This is a genomic window from Catellatospora sp. NPDC049111 (genome assembly GCF_040648615.1).
GTDB lineage: Bacteria > Actinomycetota > Actinomycetes > Mycobacteriales > Micromonosporaceae > Catellatospora > Catellatospora aurea.
In genome coordinates, this window is sequence record NZ_JBEZEB010000007.1 from 52,815 (window position 1) to 69,815 (window position 17,001).

Consider the following 17,001-nt stretch of genomic DNA (forward strand, 5'->3'; position numbering starts at 1 on the left):
GGAGGTGCTCCCGTCGGTTCAGACGGCGTCGAGCAACCGGACCGGGGCGATCTCGGGGGCGACCCGGACCTGCACCTCCGACCCGAGCTCCACGCCCAGGGACAGGTACTCGTTGCGGGTGAGGGTGACGATGACCGGTTGTCCGGCCACGGTGACCTCCACCCTGATCTCGAAGCCGACGCGGGTGATCCGCGTGATGCGGCCTGCGACGGCGTCCGGCTCACCGCCGCCGGTGAGCAGTTGCAGGTCGTGCGGCCGGACCAGCCGGTCGCCCAGCTCGGTGACCGGGCCGAGGAAGCGCATGACGAAGTCGTTGGCGGGGGTGTCGTAGAGCTCGTCGGGCGAGCCGATCTGCTCCACGCGACCCTCGTTGATGACCACGATCTCGTCGGCGACCTCCAGCGCCTCCTCCTGGTCGTGCGTGACGAACACGGTCGTCACGTGGACCTCGTCATGCAGCCGCCGCAGCCAGTCACGCAGCTCTTTGCGCACCTTGGCGTCGAGTGCGCCGAACGGCTCGTCGAGCAGCAGCACGGTGGGCTGCACCGCCAGCGCCCGCGCCAGGGCCATGCGCTGGCGCTGCCCGCCGGACAGCTGGGAGGGCAGCCGGTCCGCGAACTGCGCCAGGTGCACGAGCTTGAGCAGCTCGTCGACCCGCTCGCGGATCTCGTCCTTGGGCCGCTTGCGGATCTCCAGTCCGAACGCGACGTTGCGAGCGACCGACAGGTGCTTGAAGGCGGCGTAGTGCTGGAACACGAAACCGACGTTGCGCTTCTGCGGCGACAGCTTCGTCGCGTCCACACCTTCGATCTCGATGCGGCCGCTGTCGGCCGTCTCCAGCCCGGCGATGATGCGCAGCAGCGTGGACTTGCCGCCACCGGACGGGCCGAGCAGCGCGGTGAGCTGCCCGGACGGGATGCTGACGGAGACGTTGTCGAGAGCGACGAAGTCTCCGAAACGTTTGGCGACGTTGACGATCTCGATACTCAACGGTCTTCCTTCGGCCGAATGACTGAGACGATGATGATGCAGGCCACCGCCACCAGGGCGAGCAGGAACGCGGTGGCGTACGCGCCGCCCTTGTCGAAGTTGAGGTACTTCTCCTCGACGACCAGGGTGGCGGTGCGGGTCTCGCCGAGCACGTTGCCGGAGACGACCTTGACCGCGCCGAACTCGCCCAGCGACCGGGCCAGGCTCAGCACGACGCCGTAGACGACGCCCCACTTGATCGACGGCAGGGTGATCCGCCGGAACGTCTGCCACGCGTTCGCGCCCAGGCTGCGGGCGGCCTGCTCCTGCTCCTCGCCGACCTCCTCCAGCACGGGCACCACTTCGCGGATCACCAGCGGCAGCGCGACGAACACCGTGGCCAGCACGATGCCGGGGGTGGCGAAGATGACCTGGAAGCCCATGCTCTCCAGGCCGGGTCCAAACCAGCCGGTGCGCCCGCCGTAGACCAGCACCAGGGCCAGGCCGACGACGATCGGCGACACCGACAGCGGCATGTCCAGCAGCGCGCTGAGCAGCCGCTTGCCCGGGAAGTCGTACCGGACGAGCAGCAGCGAGATGCCCACACCGAACAGCGTGTTGATGATCACCGCGATGATCGCGACCTGCACGGTCAGGCTGATCGCGTGCACGATGTCGGGATCTTCGAGGATGCCGTTGATGTTGTCCATGCCGTCGGCGAAGGTGTTCTTGCCGACCAGGTACACCGGCCACGCCACGAGCAGGAACAGGTAGGCGATCACGAGCAGGCGGACCAGGTAGGTGACCGGGCCGCGCCGGGTGCGGGTGCTGGGGTGGCTAGCCACGGCGCACCATCCTGCGCTGGATGACGTCGAGCAGCACGATGACCGCGAACGAGATGGCCAGCAGGATCGTGGCGACCGCCGCGGCGCTGTCCAGGTTGTCGTTCTCGATGCTGCTGAGGATGCGCACCGAGGTGACCTCCGTCTTCATCGGCAGGTTGCCCGACAGCAGCACCAGCGAGCCGTACTCGCTGACGCCGCGGGCGAACGACAGCGCGGCGCCCGCGGCGATCGCGGGCGTCAGGCTGGGCAGGATGATGCGCCGGAACACGGTGAACCGGCTGGCGCCCAGCGACATCGCCGCCTCCTCCACGTCGCGCTCCAGTTCGGCCAGCACCGGCTGCACCGTGCGGACCACGAACGGCAGGGTGACGAACAGGAAGGCGAGGAAGACGGCGGGGCGGGTGTTGGCGATGTCGATGCCGAGCGGGCTGGTCCTGCCGTACAGCGACAGCAGGACCAGGCCGGCGACGATGGTCGGCAGCGCGAACGGGATGTCGATCAGGATCTCCAGGGCGCGCTTGCCGAAGAACCGGTCCCGGACCAGCACCCACGCGATCATGGTTCCCATGACGATGTTCACCAGCGTCACGGCGAACGCGGTGCCAACGGTGAGCTCGATCGCCGCGGCGGTCTGCTCGTTGGTCACCGCCTGCCAGAACGCGCTCCACCCGCCCGTCGACGCGGTTACCACCACGGCGGCCAGCGGGATGAGCACGAGCAGGCTGAACCACATCATCGCCACGCCGAACCCGAGTCCGGAGACTCGGGTCAGCGGGCGGCCGGCCCGGACCGGCCGGCGAGAGGTCGCCGGCCGGTCCGGGGAGAGCGCGGTCGAGGTCACTTAGCCTTGCCCGAGGCTGCGATGACCTTGACGATGATGCCCTCCTTCTCGTCGAAGAACTTCTTCGACAGAGCCGACCAGCTCTCGAAGTCCTTCGACACGGTGAGCAGCTTCTCCGGCGTCGGGAACGGGTTGGCCGGATCCTTGGCGCCCTCGATGCCGGTGGTGTCCACGCCCTCGATGATCGGGCGGAAGCCCTTGAGCGCGAACTGGCGCTGGCCGTCCTTGCTGAGCACGAAGTTCAGCCAGTCCTTGGCCTTGGGGTCGGCGTTGGTGAGGATCGCGCCCGGGTTCTCGATCAGGATGGTGGTGGCCGGCACGACCCAGTCGAACTTCTCGCCCGCCTGGGTGGCCAGGATGGCCTCGTTCTCGTAGGCCAGCAGCACGTCGCCGGTGCCGCCGAGGAAGCTGGTGGTCGCGTCGCGGCCGCTGCCGGGCAGGGCGACGACGTTGGCGAACAGCTTGGTCAGGAACTCGGTGGCCTGCGCGTCGGTGCCGCCGTTGGCGGTGATGTGCCCCCACGCGGCGAGCGCGTTCCACCGGGCGGCGCCCGAGGAGGCGGGGTTCGGGGTGACGATCTGGACGCCCGGCTTGATCAGGTCGTCCCAGCCCTTGATGCCCTTCGGGTTGCCCTCGCGCACCGCGAGCACCACGATCGAGGAGGACACGATGCCCTTGTTCGGGCCGGTGTTCCAGTCCTTGGCGACCAGGTTCGCGTCGACCAGGCGGGTGACGTCGCTGGAGACCGAAAAGTGCACGTAGTCGGCCTTGAGCCCGGCCACGACCGCGCGGCTCTGGTCGCCGGAAGCGCCGTACGACGTCTGGAACTTGACGCCCTTGCCGGCCTCGGTCTTGTTCCACTCGGCCGCGATCGCCTTGTTCGCCGCCTCCGGCACGGCGAAGCCGACGATGTTCAGCGTGGTGCTCGATCCCGTGGTGCCGCTGTCGGCCCCGCCGCAGGCCGACAGCGCCAGGACGGCGGTGGCGGCGAGTGCGGCGGCTGCTCTGATCCGGTTCTTCATGCGGAACCTGTCCTCCTCGAGCGCGAATGCGCACACCGAATAACGCCGAGAGCTCGGCGTGATCGGTAGTCATCAATGTTTGGGGGTGCAGTTCTGTGGTGGCGCATGGTCGACCGGCACGTGCGACGTCGGGCTCCGATGCCACGACCTCCGGCGGGTGCCCGCCGCAGACGTGATCCGGAACGACCACGAAGCGAATATCCCACTAATCCGCTAGACTTTCAATGGTTTGCCGAGCGGACCCCGGGCATACAAGACAAATGCCCGAATATGAGAAAAAATGACTGGCCGAACGGACTACCTCCTGGAGGGGCGCGCGAGCCGTGGCGCGCCAGAGGGAGCAAAAGTGGTTGAAAACCTGTGAAAAGTGGCAGAACTGCCGGTAGGTTGTTTCATTCTCTGAACCGACAAGTCCGACAAGCCCGCGATGCTAGCTTCGGGAGGTCGGCCCGACGGTGTGCCGCGACGTACGCACTGCCACATTCGCCTGCAGGGAGTCGCCACATGAGCACCGGTATGGTCACCACCAAGGACGGAACCCAGATCTTCTACAAGGACTGGGGTACGGGACAGCCCGTCGTCTTCAGCCACGGCTGGCCGCTCACCGCCGACGCCTGGGACGACCAGATGTGGTACGTCGTCTCCAACGGCTTCCGCGGCATCGCGCACGACCGGCGCGGCCACGGCCGCTCCAGCCAGCCCTGGGAGGGCAACGACCTCAACACGTACGCCGACGACCTGGCCGCGGTGATCGAGAAGCTCGACCTGCGCGACGTCGTCCTCGTCGGCCACTCGACCGGCGGCGGCGAGGTCGTGCGCTACATGGGCCGGCACGGCACCGACCGCGTCTCCAAGGCGGTGCTGGTCGGCGCGATCCCGCCGCTGATGCTGCAGACCGACGCCAACCCGGAAGGCCTACCCCGCAGCGTCTTCGACGGCCTGCGCGAAGGCGTCGAGCGCGACCGGTCGCAGTTCTGGAAGGACCTGAGCGCGCCGTTCTACGGCGGCAACCGCGAGGGCAACAAGGTCAGCCAGGGTCTGCGCGACTCGTTCTGGCTCATGGGCATGACCGTGGGCTTCAAGGCCGCCTACGACTGCATCAAGGCCTTCTCGGAGACCGACCTCACCGAGGACTGCAAGAAGATCGACGTCCCGGTGCTGATCATCCAGGGTGACGACGACCAGATCGTGCCGATCGTCGCGTCAGGCCAGAAGTCTTCCAAGATCATTCCCAACAACACCTTCAAGGTGTACCCGGGAGCGCCGCACGGCCTGTTCGCCACCCATCAGGACGAGTTCAACGCCGATCTGCTCGCCTTCCTCAAGGGCTGATCGACGCACTCCGCAGGGAGGAGCAGGGCGTGCTCACGTTGGGTTTTCTTGTGGAGATCGAGGCCAGGCCCGGCAAGGAGGGCGAGGTCGCGGAGTTCCTGCGGCAGGCCAAGGCACTGGTGGACGCCGAACCCGGCACCATCGTCTGGTACGCCTTCCAGGTCGGGCCGACCTCGTTCCGCATCTTCGACGCGTTCAACAACGAGGACGACCGCCAGTTCCACCTGGCCGGAAAGGTGCGTCAGGGACTGGAAGCGCGCGCGGAGCTGTTCGATCCGCCGCCGAAGATCAATCCGGTGGACCTGCTGACCTACAAGATGCCGTCCTGACGGCGTTCGCGAGGGAGCCCTGCCAGCACGTGGCGGGGCTCCCTCGCCTGATCGTCAGCGCCGGGCCACGGGCCGCACCGGGTCGGGTCCGAGCTGCTCGATCGTGTACCCGTCGGGGTAGTGGCGGCTGGGCTGGCCGGGCGTGAAGACGTCCTTCGTCGCCGGTCGCAGGCGGCGCTTGAGCGCGCTGAGCCGGAGCGCGCCGTGCACGACGGCGCGAGTGGTCAGGCTCGGCTTCGATACGCCGAGGGCCCGGCGGACGTCGTCGTCGAGCAGCGCGTCGCCGGCCGCGCCCGCCCAGCGGCGCAGCGCCTTCGGAAAGCGGGTGGCCAGCACGTCCCGGGTGGCGTCCATCAACCTGGTCGCCGCGGCGTCGTAGGCGAAATTGTCGCGCTCGTAGGTGTTGAACCACTGCTCGAACTCCGCCCACGTCGCCGGGACGTCGCGGATGTTCATGAGTCTGCCGACTTCGATCCAGAAATGCCAGGTGGCGGTCCGTTCGTCGGCGGTGAGGCGGCGCGGGCCGTACCGGTCGATCCAGCGGGTCGGGATGAAGATGAAGGTGCCCAACGTGTACCGGTACTCGTCGGGCGTGATGTCGTACGCCCGGTGGATGCGGTTGAGCGCGGAGATGACCTGCCTGCCGCGCGGGTGGGCGGGTCCGTGGGCGATCACCTCGTACATCATCAGGCCGGTGTCGTCGGTGCGTTTCGCGGAGCGCTCGGTCATCTCGCCCGTGTCCAGCAGCAGCCGCGCGGCCGCCGGCACCGCGAACGTCCGGTAGAACGCCAGGTTCAGCCCGATGCGCACGTCCGCGGCGAACTCGCGGAGCGCGAGGTGCCGGTAGACGGCGTGGTGGTCGAGGTGTTGCGGCTGCGACATGGTCCTGCTGTTCTCGCCCATGACGCCCCTAGTCATCTGAAGCTGACGCCAACCACTGAGATGTTAGCCGTGGTTGACCGAATCCATAGACGACTCTTCTGGTGACCGCGCCCGGGTCGTGGCCATACCGGCGTGCCGGTTGCCTCGGCCGCCCCGGTGAGGTACCTTTGATCAAGCATCTCTCGATGCAGGCGTGGATTTCCCGCCCCGAGGATGCCTTTCCCCGAGAACCGGCCACGCTCTTCGCGTCCGCCGGGACCGGCTTCCACCGCACCGCCGCCTCAGCCGCCGAGCCCTCCGGACCACTCCGGAACCGCCCGGCAGATATGGCAGGCGCACGGTGCCCATCGCGCCCAGCACGCCCGTGCCCTGGCGCACCGTCTCCGAGGAGTACCCATGACCGACCTCGACCTGCGGCCCTCTGCCGCAGCGAGCCCCGCCGCCGCGAACGGTGCGACGGGACCAGCCACCTCCACCCGCCGGCGCCGCACGACGGCCCGCCCTCGCGCGAACGTGCGGGACCACATCGAGCAGGATGCCGCCGAGCCTGGCACCGAAGCTCCGACGACGGCCGTCAGCGGCGTCGTCGACGTCCGCGACAAGCACTGCTTCGTCCGGCTCACCGGCTACCTGCCCGACCCGGGCGACCCGTACCTGCCGCCGGGCCTGGTCCAGCGCCTCGGCCTGCGCCGCGGCGACCTCGTCACCGGCACCGCCGCACAGCCCGCCGCCGGCCGGCGGCCCGCCACCGGCGAGCGCGCCGACGCCCGCCGCGCCCAGCGGCCCACCGTCACCATGATCGACACCGTCAACGGCGAGCCCGCCGAGCACGTGCGCGAGCGGCCCGACTTCTACGCGCTGACGCCGATCTACCCGCGGGAGCGTTTGCGCCTGGAGACCACCCCGGACATCCTGACCACCCGGGTGATCGACCTGCTCACCCCGATCGGCAAGGGCCAGCGGGCCCTGGTCGTGTCGCCGCCCAAGGCGGGCAAGACCATGGTGCTGCAGGCGATCGCGCACGCGCTCGCGGTCAACCACCCCGACGCGCACGTCATGGCGATCCTCATCGACGAGCGCCCGGAGGAGGTCACCGACATGCGCCGCACCGTACGCGGCGAGGTGGTCTCCTCGACGTTCGACCGGCCGCCGGCCGACCACATCGCGGTCGCCGAACTGGCCATCGAACGCGCCAAGCGCCTGGTCGAGCAGGGCCGCGACGTCGTCGTGCTGCTCGACTCCATTACCCGGCTGGGCCGCGCCTACAACCTCGCCGCGCCGTCCAACGGCCGCATCATGTCGGGCGGCATCGAGGCCGGTGCCCTGCACGCGCCCAAGCGCTTCCTGGGAGCGGCCCGCACCATCGAGGGCGGCGGCTCGCTGACCGTCATCGCCACCGCGCTGGTGGAGACCGGCTCGCTCGGCGACACCGTCATCTTCGAGGAGTTCAAGAGCACCGGCAACGCCGAGCTGCGGCTGCTGCGCGGGCTCGCCGACCGGCGCGTCTTCCCTGCCGTGGACGTCGACTCCTCCAGCACCCGCCGTGAGGAGCTGCTGGTCAACCCGCAGGAGCTGGAACTGGTCCGCCGGCTGCGCCGCGCCCTGCACACCATGGACAGCCAGCAGACCGGCGAACAGCTCGTCGACCGGCTGCGCAAGACGGGCAGCAACGCCGAGTTCCTCATGCAGCTCGCCCGCAGCACGCCCTGACCTGCCGCGGTGCACCGTCCGTTCCGGAACGGATCTGTTACCTGCCCGCATGGAACCGGCCGTTCACCCGGCCGCGTTGAACCAGTAGGGAAGGGGGCACGCCATGGTAGTTCGGAGCGGCGCTCATCGTCGCCGCGTAGCAGCCCGTTCGGTTCGCCTGTGGCTCGTCGCGGTGGCAACGGCCTCGTTGTTCACCGCGGGCTGCGGCTTGTTCGGTGATCCGGTCGAGGACCGTTGGGCGTCCAGGACGGAGTTTCCCAGCTGTGGCGAAGTGAGCTTGGGGCTGGGTGAGGAGATGCAGCAGAAAGCGGTGCAGGAGATCGCCTGCCTGGAGCGCGCTCTCAAGAATGGCGACAGCGCGGAGCTGAAGGTGACTTTCCCGACCATCGAGGGTGACCCTGTTCGCGAGTACTACCGGGTGACGCCGCAAGGCGGGCTGGAGGTGTACACCGACAGCACGGACGACGGCTTCTCGGATCGGAAGTGGTCGTTCGCCGAGTGCTACTCGCCGGTGTGGTTGACCGGGGTCTCCTGCGCTCAGTGAGCGGGCGGGCGCCGGCGCGGGTGCGCGCCGGCGCCGGCCGTGTCAGGAGATACGCCAGTGCTGGGCGTTGTTGTTGAGGCAGGTCCACTGGCGCACTTCCGCGCCGGGCGTGGTGCCCCAGTTGTAGTCGTCCAGGCAGAGTCCGCTGTGCCGGTTGACGAGCGTCGAGTAGCCGCCCGAGACCGCGTTGACCTGCCACTGCTGCACGGCCAGCCCGTTGCAGGTCCACTGGCGCACCTCGGCGCCAGGGGTGGTCACGAAGTTGTAGTCGTCGAGGCAGAGTCCACTGTGCCGATTACTGATCTGGTAGTAGCCGTTGTCGAGCGGTGTCACGTACCAGTCCTGGTTCGCCTGGGTGCCGCAGGTCCACTGCCGCACCTCGGCGCCGGGGGTGGTCACGGAGTTGTAGTCGTCGAGGCAGAGGTTGCTGTGCCGATTGCGGATCTCGACCGGGGTGGCGTTGGACTCCCCGGCCGGTCCAGGCTGGATGGCCGACAACGACACCGGCACGCCCAGGTTGGGGGTGCCGTCGGAGTTCCAGGAGATCTTCTGGACGCGGGTGGTGCGGGTGGTGCCGCAGCCCTGCGAGGAGGAGCTGTTGGCGTGGTACGCGATCCAGGTCTCGGTGCCGTCGGGTGAGGTGAAGAACGAGTGGTGGCCCGGCCCGTACACGCCGTTGGCGTCGTTGCGCTGGAAGATCGGGTTGGCTGCCTTGGTCCACGAGGACGCCGCGAGGGGGTCGCCGCCCCGGTATTCGAGCATGCCGAGCTTGTAGTTCGGGCCGTTGCAGTGGCTGGCCGAATACGTGATCCACGTGCGGCCGTTGCGCTGCAGTGCGAACGCGCCCTCGTTGACCGCGCCGTTCTGGGTCTCCCAGGACAGCGTCGGCGCGGAGATGCGGGTGCCGTACGCCCCGGCCGTCCAGGGGTTGGTCAGCGGGGAGATGTACAGCGACTGCAGGTTGTCGCTCGGGTGGAACGCCGAGAACATCACGTAGTTCGCACCGTTGAGCTTGAGGATCGCGGCGTCGATGGCCCAGCCGTTGTTGGGCATCAGGTTGAGGATGCCCCGGATGGTGTACGGCCCGAGCGGGTCGGTCCCGGCGCTCTCGGCGACGTGGGTGCGCCGCGCGCCGCCGCTCTGCTCGACGGAGTAGTACAGGTACCACCGGTTGTTGATCATTTCGAGGTGCGGGGCCCACATGGTCGTGCCACCGGTGCGCACGACGACCTGCTCGGGCGCGCCGCGCAGCGCGGAGACGGTCCGTGAGCGGCGCATCACCACGTCGGAGGACCAGGTGGTCGCGACGTAGTAGTAGTACCCGTTGTAGTACGTCAGCGTCGGGTCGCCGCTGTTGGGCACGTCGACGGCCGGGTTGCGGAAGGTCGGCCCGGGTGCGGCGTCGGCCCGCCCCGGGTGGATGACGACCGCCATGGACACGCCGAGCAGGGCTGCCACGACCAGTGACAGTGCCCGCCCGGTGAGGGTGCGTGGCCAGGTCAGCAACATGGTTACTCCAAGGTCATTCGAGGATGAAGGTGGCGTCGGCGCGCCCGACGGTGTCGGTGACCGCCTGCACGTACAGCAGGTAGTTGCTGTGCCGCAGGTAGCGGCCGGAGTAGGTCTGCGACTCGAACGACACCGCCGACGAGCTCGCCAGCCCCGCGCGCTGGTAGAAGCTCGCGTCGGCCCGGAACGCCGCCGTGCCGTCGTTGCGGTCTACCCACGCCTCGCCGTTGCTGCGCTGGCGCAGGTAGTAGCCGGGGAAGTTGGTCGACTCCAGCGATACGCTGCCGCCGCCGTTGAGGCCGGTGACGATCCGGAACTGCGAGTCGGCCAGGTTGGTGACGTTGGTGTCGATCCGGGCCCGGTACTCCCAGTGGCGCACGAAGCGGTCCGGGAAGTTGTAGGACTTCAACCGCACCGGATGTGCCCCGTCGGGGATCGGGATGCCGAAGTTCGGGGTGCCGTCGGCGTTCCAGTACAGCTTCTGCAGGCGGGTGCGCCGGTTGGGGTCGTTGAGCGGGTCGCCGCTGATGTCGCGGTAGTTGCGGTCGTGGTAGACCAGGATGTCGCTGGCCCCGTCCTCGGACACGGTGAACGAGTTGTGGCCCGGCCCCCACTGCCCGGTGGCGGAGTTGCTGGCGAACACCGGGTTCTGCGACTTGGTCCACGAAGAGGCGCTGAGCAGGTTGCTGCCCGCTGTCGCGGTGAGCATGCCCAGGCAGTAGTTGGCGTCGGTGGCACTGGCCGAGTACGTCATGAACAGCCTGCCGTTGCGCTGGATGACGGTCGGTCCCTCGGCCACCTTGTAACCGCGGGTCTCCCAGGCCAGCGTCGGTATCGTGAGCCGGGTGGTCGCGCCGGTGATCGTCCACGGGTTGGCCAGGCGCGCGATGTAGAGGTTGGTGTTGGTGGCGATGCCGGGCTCGGCCTGCGCCCAGACCAGGTAGCGGACCCCGCTCGCCACGAAGGTGGACGCGTCCAGGGAGAACGTCTCCCACGGGGTGCGGATCTGGCCCTTCTCGGTCCAGCTTGCGGTCAGCGGGTTCGCGCCGGTGCCCTCCAGGACGTACATCCGGATCGCCCAGACGTCGTTGGTCGCCCCGGCGGCGAAGTAGACGTACCACTTGCCGTCGATGAAGTGGATCTCCGGGGCCCAGATGTGCGCGCCCATGATGCCGCTGCTGTGCTTGCGCCAGATCACCGTCTCCGGGGCGCTGGACAGGCCTTGCAGGGTGGTGGCCCGGCGCAGGACGATGCGGTCGTACTCGGGGACCGTCGCGGTGAAGTAGTAGTAGCCGTCGGTGTGCTTGTGGATCTGGGCATCGGCGCGCTGGTTGACCAGCGGGTTGGTGTAGTTCACGGCGGGGGAGGCCGAAGCGGCGGACGCGTGCAGGCCGGTCGCGGCGAGCGCGCACAGCACCGTCATGGCGGTGAGCCGCCACCAGCGCCGCAGCGTGTGTGACCGTGGGCCGGGTCCGTCAGGGAGCGGGGGCATTGTCAGTCCTTCCTGGGTGGGCCGGAACGGCCGTGTGCGGCGCACGGCGCTCCGGGTGGGGTTCAGTAGCCGATCTGGAAGGTGGCGTCGGCCCGGTCGGCGGCGGGCGAGCCGGAGCCGAGCACGTCGATGCGCAGCAGATAGTTGCTGTGGCGCAGGTAGCGGTCGGGGAAGTTGTGCGAGCGGAACGAGGCCCAGCCGCTGTTGGCCAGGCCCGCGGTGCGCACGAAGGTCGCGTCGGCGGCGAACTGCGCCGTGCCGTCGTTGGCGGCCAGCCCGACCACGTAGCCGCTGTGGCGCAGGTAGTTGCCGGGGTAGTTGACCGACTCGAACGACACCCCGGCCGAGTTGGCCAGGCCCGGCCGCAGCCGCCACTGGCTGTCGGCGTACGGGTCGAACGGGTACGGGTCGATGCGCCCGACCCGGTTCGCGTGGCGGATCAGCCGGTCCGGGAGGTTGTACGACTTGAGCCGGTTCCAGCTCGGTGCGCCCCAGCGGGTGAGCAGGTTGGCGTGCTCGGTGGCGGTGATCGCCGCGATGGTGGCGTGTTTGGCGTTGAGCGGCTGGGTGTACGCCGCCTTGTCCAGCGCCGTCCACGCGTTGGCGTTGACGTCGCCGCTGCGCCAGACGCAGAACTCGCCGTTGGCGGGGCTGTAGGAGTCGCCCCACAGCCACCATTCGTTGCGGTCGTTGGCCTTGACCACGATCGGGGCCTCGATGCCGCCGTTGACCATGCCGCTGGTGTACGTGCTGAAGCTGTTCGGGTTGAGGGTGGCCGACCGGGCCCCGTAGAGCCGGCCGTCGGCGAGGTTCTTGTAGTACAGGTAGTTCACGCCGCTGCCCAGGTGGAACGTGGCGTCGAGCACGTTGAAGCCGGGGTCGAAGAACACCTGCGCGGAGCCGACGTTCACGAAGTCGGTGGTGTAGTTGACCATGAACACATCGCGGGTGCCGTTGTGCGCGGAGTAGACGATGCCGTACTGGCCGCGGGCGTTGTCCCAGAACGCCTCGGGCGCCCAGGTGTGGGTGTTCATGGTGTGCATCCGCACCCGGCGGTAACCGGTGAAGCTGCGCAGGTCGACCGAGTCCCAGAGGTGGATGTACTGGTTCGGCTGGGTGAAGTCGGTGCCGGTCAGGTCGGTGGCGAGCACGACGAACGTGTCGTCGCGCTTGCGCAGGATGAACGGGTCGCGCAGACCGCCGGTGCCGGCGGTGGGCGTGACCACGGGATTGTTCTGGTTGAGCGGGGTCCAGTTCAGGCCGTCGGCGCTGACGGCCAGGTGCAGGCCGTAGTTGTTGGCCAGCCGGTTGGGCGACTCGGTGAAGTACCCCATCACGTAGCCGGTCAGCGGTCCGGCGGCGCGGGCGGGGGAGCCGGTGGCGGCGATGGTCAGCCCGCCCGCCGCGGTGGCCGCTGCCGTGGACAGGAGTCCGGTCAGCAGCTCGCGTCTGGTGGTCATGGAGGATCCTTCCGGAGGGAGCGGGTGCCCGTGGTGCTGCCGGGCGCGGGCACAGGTGTCACCGGGGCCGACGTCGCCGACGCCGGTCCTGAATGCAGGGAGAGCAGCTTTTGTTGATGTTTCGGCGAACTATTCCTTGTTAGCGCTAACATTCGTGGCCAGGGTGCGGCGTCGTCGGAGATGGACGTTTGCCGCAGGGATCGGAGCCTGCGGTGGTGAACGGGCGTTGCTCCGGTGCCACGTCGCTGGGTGGCTGCGGTGTTCCCAACCCTGCCCGGAGATCGGTGATCGGCGATCCCAGGCGCGCCGTGGATCTGAGGTTAGGGCGTCAGGCGAACGCTCACAAGGGTTGTCCGTCATCTTCCCGAAACTTTATCGCCAGTCGATCATGAAAGCGGAAGTGATCGTATGAATAGGATCTCCATCCGTTCGTGGGTGCCCGCGGCCCGCGATCGTGCCCTACCTTCGGTGGACCCCGCCTCGTGATCACCGGGACCGGCGGGCTCGGCACACCTCGAATTGCGGGAGCGAGCAGATGCAGCAGTACTCGGACGGCGACGGCATCGAGGCCGGGCCACCGGCGGCCCGGAACCGGCGCGCACTGTGGGCGGTGCTGGCGCTGGTCGCCGTGCTGGGCGTCGGCGCGGCCGTGTACGCCTCGTCCGGCGGCGACCAGCAGGCCCCGGCCGCCACCGAGCCGGCCGCATGGAGCACCCCGCAGGTGTCGGCCGCGCCGTCGCCGTCCGATCTGCCGTCCTCGCCGTCGCCGTCCGCGTCCCCGTCGGCGAAGCCATCGGTGAAGCCGTCGCCGTCGAAGTCGCCCACCAAGGCGCCGGTGAAGATCACCCTGCGGGTGCCGTCGACCCTGGACGGCATCGCCAAGTCGCCGGAGAGCGTCGGTCCGGTGCCCACGGAGCTCAAGCAGCGATACGTGCAGGCCAAGTGGGTGTCCGGGGCGTATGGCGACGCCGACTCGGCTGCCGGGAAGAAGATCGCGTTCTACGCGGCGACCTCGACCCGGCTGAAGTCGCCGGCCACCGAGATGCAGTGGCTGACCCAGAACATGGCCGATGACGGGTTCAGCGGGTTCTTCTCCGTGTCCACCGGTTCGCTCGGGGGTGCGGCCAAGTGCGGCCACCAGGAGGTCCTCGGCAGCGTCTACATGTGCGCGTGGGCCGACGGCGGCAGCATCGGCATGGTCATGCTCTGGGACTACACCCAGAGCGAAGCCAAGGCCGCCTTCCCGCGCGTCCGCGCCCAAATCGAACGCCGCGCCTGACCCACCCCCCAACCTGCCGGGCGGGGTCGGGCGGGCGCGCCAAGGCGGACGGTGTGGCGGAGTGGTGGCTTGCATGGTTTATGTCCGGTCCGTATAAGATCGCCGAGTTTGTGCTGGTCAGCGGCTTGAGATCGAAGTGGGGAACGTATGGGTATGCCACCCGGGGATGCCGACGTGCAGTTCGCGGCGGGGCCGTGGACCTCGCTGGATGACGTGCCCCCGGAGTTGCTGCGTGATCGCAACAGCGACCCGTACCCGTTCTTCGCGTGGCTGCGGCGCAACGCGCCGGTGGTGCACGAGCGCAAGCGCAGCGGTCTGTCGGTCTGGCACGTGGCGGGCCACGCCGACGTCCGGGCGCTGCTGTGCGACGCCCGGCTCAGCAAGCGTCCCGAGTTGGTGCCCGACTACGTGCCCGGCCCGGCGGGACTGAACCGGCACCTCGTGCACGCCGACCCGCCCGAGCACACCCGGCTGCGCAGGCTGGTGAACGCGGCGTTCATCCCGCGCCGGGTCGCCGCGCTGGAGCCGCTGATCGAGCGCACCGCGCAGGATCTGCTCGCCCGGATGCCCGAGTTCGGCGTGGTCGACCTGATCGAAGAGTTCGCGATGCCGCTGACCTTCAACCTGATCTGCACGATCCTCGGCGTCCCCGACGAGCTGAACACCGCACGGACGCGGCAGATCCTCGCCGCGACGGTGATCCCGTCAGCCGACGCCGCACTCCGGGCGGTGCAGGAACGGGAACTGCGCGAGTACCTGCTCGCGCTGGTCGCCTACAAGCGCGCGCACGCCGCCGTGGGCGTCGCCGAGGCCGACCGGCGCGATCCGGCTGCCCCGGCGCGTGCCTTACCACGTCGCGATGGCGATGCTGCTCACCGGCGAAGCCGTCGACGCCGTGACGGCGCAGCGGTACGGGCTGGTCAATGAGCTGACCCCACCCGGCGGCAGCCTGGCGGCGGCGCTCGACCTCGCGGCCGGATCGCCCGCAACGCGCCGCTGGCCGTCGCCGCCACCCGCCGGGTCGTGGTGTCGACCGAGGGGGCTGCCGCAGTCGACGCGTTCCCGATCCAGGACCTGCTCGTGAAGCCGGTCGCCGAGTCCGCCGACGCCCGTGAGGGCGCCGGTGCATTCGCACAGAAGCGCCCACCGCGCTGGACCGGCCGATAGCCCGGCAGCGGCGAACGAAGATCGCTGTTTCGGGGCAGATAGCGTGGTCTGACCGCAGTTTCTGACCGGAAGCAGCGATCTTCGGCCGTTGGCAGGCCGGGACCGCGGGTGGATATGGTCGGTGAGCACCATATGGGGCGGTCAGGGTGGGTGGCCTGGATCACAGGAACTCGCGCCGTTCGCCGGACAGAGAAGTGGTCATGGAGTCGAGTCTGCGCGCCCGCGTACGGGCGGGTGATGCCGGCGCGTTCGCCGAGCTGTTCGACCAGTACGCGCGGTCGGTCTACAACCACGCGTTCCGGCTCACCGCCGACTGGTCCACCGCCGAGGACGTCATGGCCGCCACGTACCTGCAGGCCTGGCGTTCCCGCGAGCGGATCGGCGACGAGGGCGGGTCGCTGCGGCCGTGGCTGCTCGGCATCGCCACCAACGAGGCGCGCAACCACACCCGCAGCAACCGCCGCTATCGGGCTGCCGCGTCGGCGCTGCACGCGGACGAGTTCACCGCCCCCGACCACGCCGACGAGGTGGCCGGGCGGCTCGACGACAGCGGCCGGATCACCGCCGCGATCGACGCGCTGGCGTCGCTGCGCCGCCCCGAGCGGGAAGTGATCACGCTCTGCCTGTGGGAGGGCCTGGACTACGAGTCCGCGGCGCAGGCGCTGGGCATTCCGGTCGGCACGGTGCGGTCGCGGCTGTCCCGGGCCCGGGCCAAGTTGCGCAAGCTCGTCGACGAGACACCCCGGTCAACCCGGAACCCGGCCGGTCCTGCCGGACAGATGAAGAGCGATACCGTCCGTCTGGCAGAGGAGGGCCACCGATGAAGCAACCGCCGCTCGATCCGTCCGAGTGGGCGGAGCTCGCCGAGCTGCTGCCCGACCCCGGCCACCGCGAGCTGCCGCCCGGCCGCCACGAGCTGCACCGGGAACGCCTGCTGGCCGCGATCGCGGCACCGGAGCGGGTCGCGGCGCCGGTGCGCCGTACGCCCCGGTGGAGCCTGCTGCGGCCGGCGCTCGCGATGGCCGCGCTGGTCGCCGTGGCGGGCACCGTCGCGGTGGTGGTCGCGAATCGCGACGGCGAACCCCCGGTCGCGATCCCGACGCCCGGCGTCTCCACGCCTGCCGCCGAACCCACGGGCGGGGCCGTGACCGCGAAGGTCCGGGCGTACGGCACCGTCAGCCAGCTCACCGCCACCGCCGACCTGGTGGTGCGCGGCGACGTGCTGCGCGTCGACGGTGCCGGGCACGACCGCAAGGCCGTCGTCGGCATCGCCGAAGTGCTCTACCGGACGCCGCGGCTGGCCCCGGCCGCCGAGATCACGCTGGCCACCCCCGAGCTGTCGGGGATGTCCCGGCTGGAGCCCGGCCAGCACGTGGTGCTCTACCTGGCCGCCACCCCGGAGGGGGCCGAATACGGCGTGCTCAGCGGTGACTTCGGCATCTTCGACGTCGCGGGCGACACCGCCACGGCGCGGTCGCTGACGATGTCGGTGTCGGGCCTGCGGGAGGAGGACGCGACCGCCCGCGACCGCAGGTTCACCGCCACGCTGGCGGAGCTGCGCGAGCTGGCCCGCGAACACGGCTGAAAAAAGGGACGCGAAATCGGGAACTCGACCTCGCG

At 69.4% G+C, this 17,001-nt stretch carries 16 protein-coding genes; 8 read left to right on the forward strand and 8 right to left on the reverse strand.

Going from position 1 to position 17,001, the window contains the following annotated elements; genetic code table 11:
• Window positions 1-18 precede the first annotated feature (18 nt).
• From AB0B66_RS12595 to AB0B66_RS12610, 4 genes are read right to left on the reverse strand one after another with little or no spacing between them, the layout of a single operon-like run.
• A complete protein-coding gene (locus AB0B66_RS12595; protein WP_360527374.1) occupies window positions 19-990 on the reverse strand; it encodes a sulfate ABC transporter ATP-binding protein in 972 nt (323 codons plus the stop codon).
• On the reverse strand, window positions 987-1,814 hold the full coding sequence (locus AB0B66_RS12600; protein ID WP_360527377.1) for a sulfate ABC transporter permease subunit: 828 nt from the start codon (window positions 1,812-1,814) through the stop codon (window positions 987-989). Before AB0B66_RS12600 ends, AB0B66_RS12595 begins: the two co-directional genes overlap by 4 nt.
• On the reverse strand, window positions 1,807-2,655 hold the full coding sequence (gene cysT / locus AB0B66_RS12605) for a sulfate ABC transporter permease subunit CysT (RefSeq protein ID WP_360527380.1): 849 nt from the start codon (window positions 2,653-2,655) through the stop codon (window positions 1,807-1,809). The genes AB0B66_RS12600 and cysT overlap by 8 nt, the downstream gene beginning before the upstream one ends.
• Window positions 2,652-3,677, reverse strand: coding sequence for a sulfate ABC transporter substrate-binding protein (locus AB0B66_RS12610; protein WP_360527383.1), 1,026 nt, complete (start codon window positions 3,675-3,677; stop codon window positions 2,652-2,654). Before AB0B66_RS12610 ends, cysT begins: the two co-directional genes overlap by 4 nt.
• A gap of 504 nt (window positions 3,678-4,181) precedes the next feature.
• Here AB0B66_RS12610 and AB0B66_RS12615 point away from each other — a divergent pair.
• Both AB0B66_RS12615 and AB0B66_RS12620 read left to right on the forward strand, forming a co-directional pair.
• Window positions 4,182-5,009, forward strand: coding sequence for an alpha/beta hydrolase (locus tag AB0B66_RS12615; RefSeq protein WP_360527386.1), 828 nt, complete (start codon window positions 4,182-4,184; stop codon window positions 5,007-5,009).
• A gap of 29 nt (window positions 5,010-5,038) precedes the next feature.
• The gene (locus AB0B66_RS12620; RefSeq protein WP_360527389.1) at window positions 5,039-5,338 is read left to right on the forward strand and encodes an antibiotic biosynthesis monooxygenase; all 300 of its coding nucleotides are present in this window, start codon (window positions 5,039-5,041) and stop codon (window positions 5,336-5,338) included.
• 54 nt (window positions 5,339-5,392) lie between these two features.
• Here AB0B66_RS12620 and AB0B66_RS12625 read toward each other — a convergent pair whose 3' ends face one another.
• Window positions 5,393-6,241: an oxygenase MpaB family protein gene (locus tag AB0B66_RS12625; RefSeq protein ID WP_360527392.1), complete on the reverse strand. Its 849-nt coding sequence runs from the start codon at window positions 6,239-6,241 to the stop codon at window positions 5,393-5,395.
• Between the two features lie 375 nt (window positions 6,242-6,616).
• On the opposite strand from AB0B66_RS12625, the gene rho reads away from it, so the two are divergent.
• Together rho and AB0B66_RS12635 are read left to right on the forward strand one after the other, a co-directional pair.
• The gene (rho, locus tag AB0B66_RS12630; RefSeq protein ID WP_360527395.1) at window positions 6,617-7,930 is read left to right on the forward strand and encodes a transcription termination factor Rho; all 1,314 of its coding nucleotides are present in this window, start codon (window positions 6,617-6,619) and stop codon (window positions 7,928-7,930) included.
• 295 nt (window positions 7,931-8,225) lie between these two features.
• Window positions 8,226-8,474 carry a hypothetical protein gene (locus AB0B66_RS12635; RefSeq protein ID WP_360527398.1) on the forward strand — a complete coding sequence of 83 codons (249 nt, stop codon included), beginning with the start codon at window positions 8,226-8,228 and terminating at the stop codon, window positions 8,472-8,474.
• Between the two features lie 42 nt (window positions 8,475-8,516).
• On the opposite strand, the gene AB0B66_RS12640 is transcribed toward AB0B66_RS12635, so the two are convergent.
• From AB0B66_RS12640 to AB0B66_RS12650, 3 genes are all read right to left on the reverse strand, one after another.
• Window positions 8,517-9,983: a family 43 glycosylhydrolase gene (locus AB0B66_RS12640; protein WP_360527401.1), complete on the reverse strand. Its 1,467-nt coding sequence runs from the start codon at window positions 9,981-9,983 to the stop codon at window positions 8,517-8,519.
• A gap of 13 nt (window positions 9,984-9,996) precedes the next feature.
• Window positions 9,997-11,475: a family 43 glycosylhydrolase gene (locus AB0B66_RS12645; RefSeq protein ID WP_360527404.1), complete on the reverse strand. Its 1,479-nt coding sequence runs from the start codon at window positions 11,473-11,475 to the stop codon at window positions 9,997-9,999.
• Window positions 11,476-11,537: 62 nt separating this feature from the next.
• A complete protein-coding gene (locus tag AB0B66_RS12650) occupies window positions 11,538-12,935 on the reverse strand; it encodes a glycoside hydrolase family 43 protein (RefSeq protein WP_360527407.1) in 1,398 nt (465 codons plus the stop codon).
• Between the two features lie 535 nt (window positions 12,936-13,470).
• Between AB0B66_RS12650 and AB0B66_RS12655 the strand changes: the two genes are divergently transcribed.
• The 4 genes from AB0B66_RS12655 to AB0B66_RS12670 all read left to right on the forward strand — a co-directional run bounded on the left by AB0B66_RS12655 (window position 13,471) and on the right by AB0B66_RS12670 (window position 16,966).
• On the forward strand, window positions 13,471-14,214 hold the full coding sequence (locus tag AB0B66_RS12655; protein WP_360527410.1) for a hypothetical protein: 744 nt from the start codon (window positions 13,471-13,473) through the stop codon (window positions 14,212-14,214).
• Between the two features lie 153 nt (window positions 14,215-14,367).
• On the forward strand, window positions 14,368-15,141 hold the full coding sequence (locus AB0B66_RS12660; protein WP_360527413.1) for a hypothetical protein: 774 nt from the start codon (window positions 14,368-14,370) through the stop codon (window positions 15,139-15,141).
• A gap of 440 nt (window positions 15,142-15,581) precedes the next feature.
• Window positions 15,582-16,205, forward strand: a complete 624-nt coding sequence (locus tag AB0B66_RS12665) for a sigma-70 family RNA polymerase sigma factor (RefSeq protein ID WP_360527416.1) — start codon at window positions 15,582-15,584, stop codon at window positions 16,203-16,205.
• Window positions 16,202-16,966, forward strand: coding sequence for a hypothetical protein (locus AB0B66_RS12670; protein ID WP_360527419.1), 765 nt, complete (start codon window positions 16,202-16,204; stop codon window positions 16,964-16,966). The genes AB0B66_RS12665 and AB0B66_RS12670 overlap by 4 nt, the downstream gene beginning before the upstream one ends.
• Window positions 16,967-17,001 lie beyond the last annotated feature (35 nt).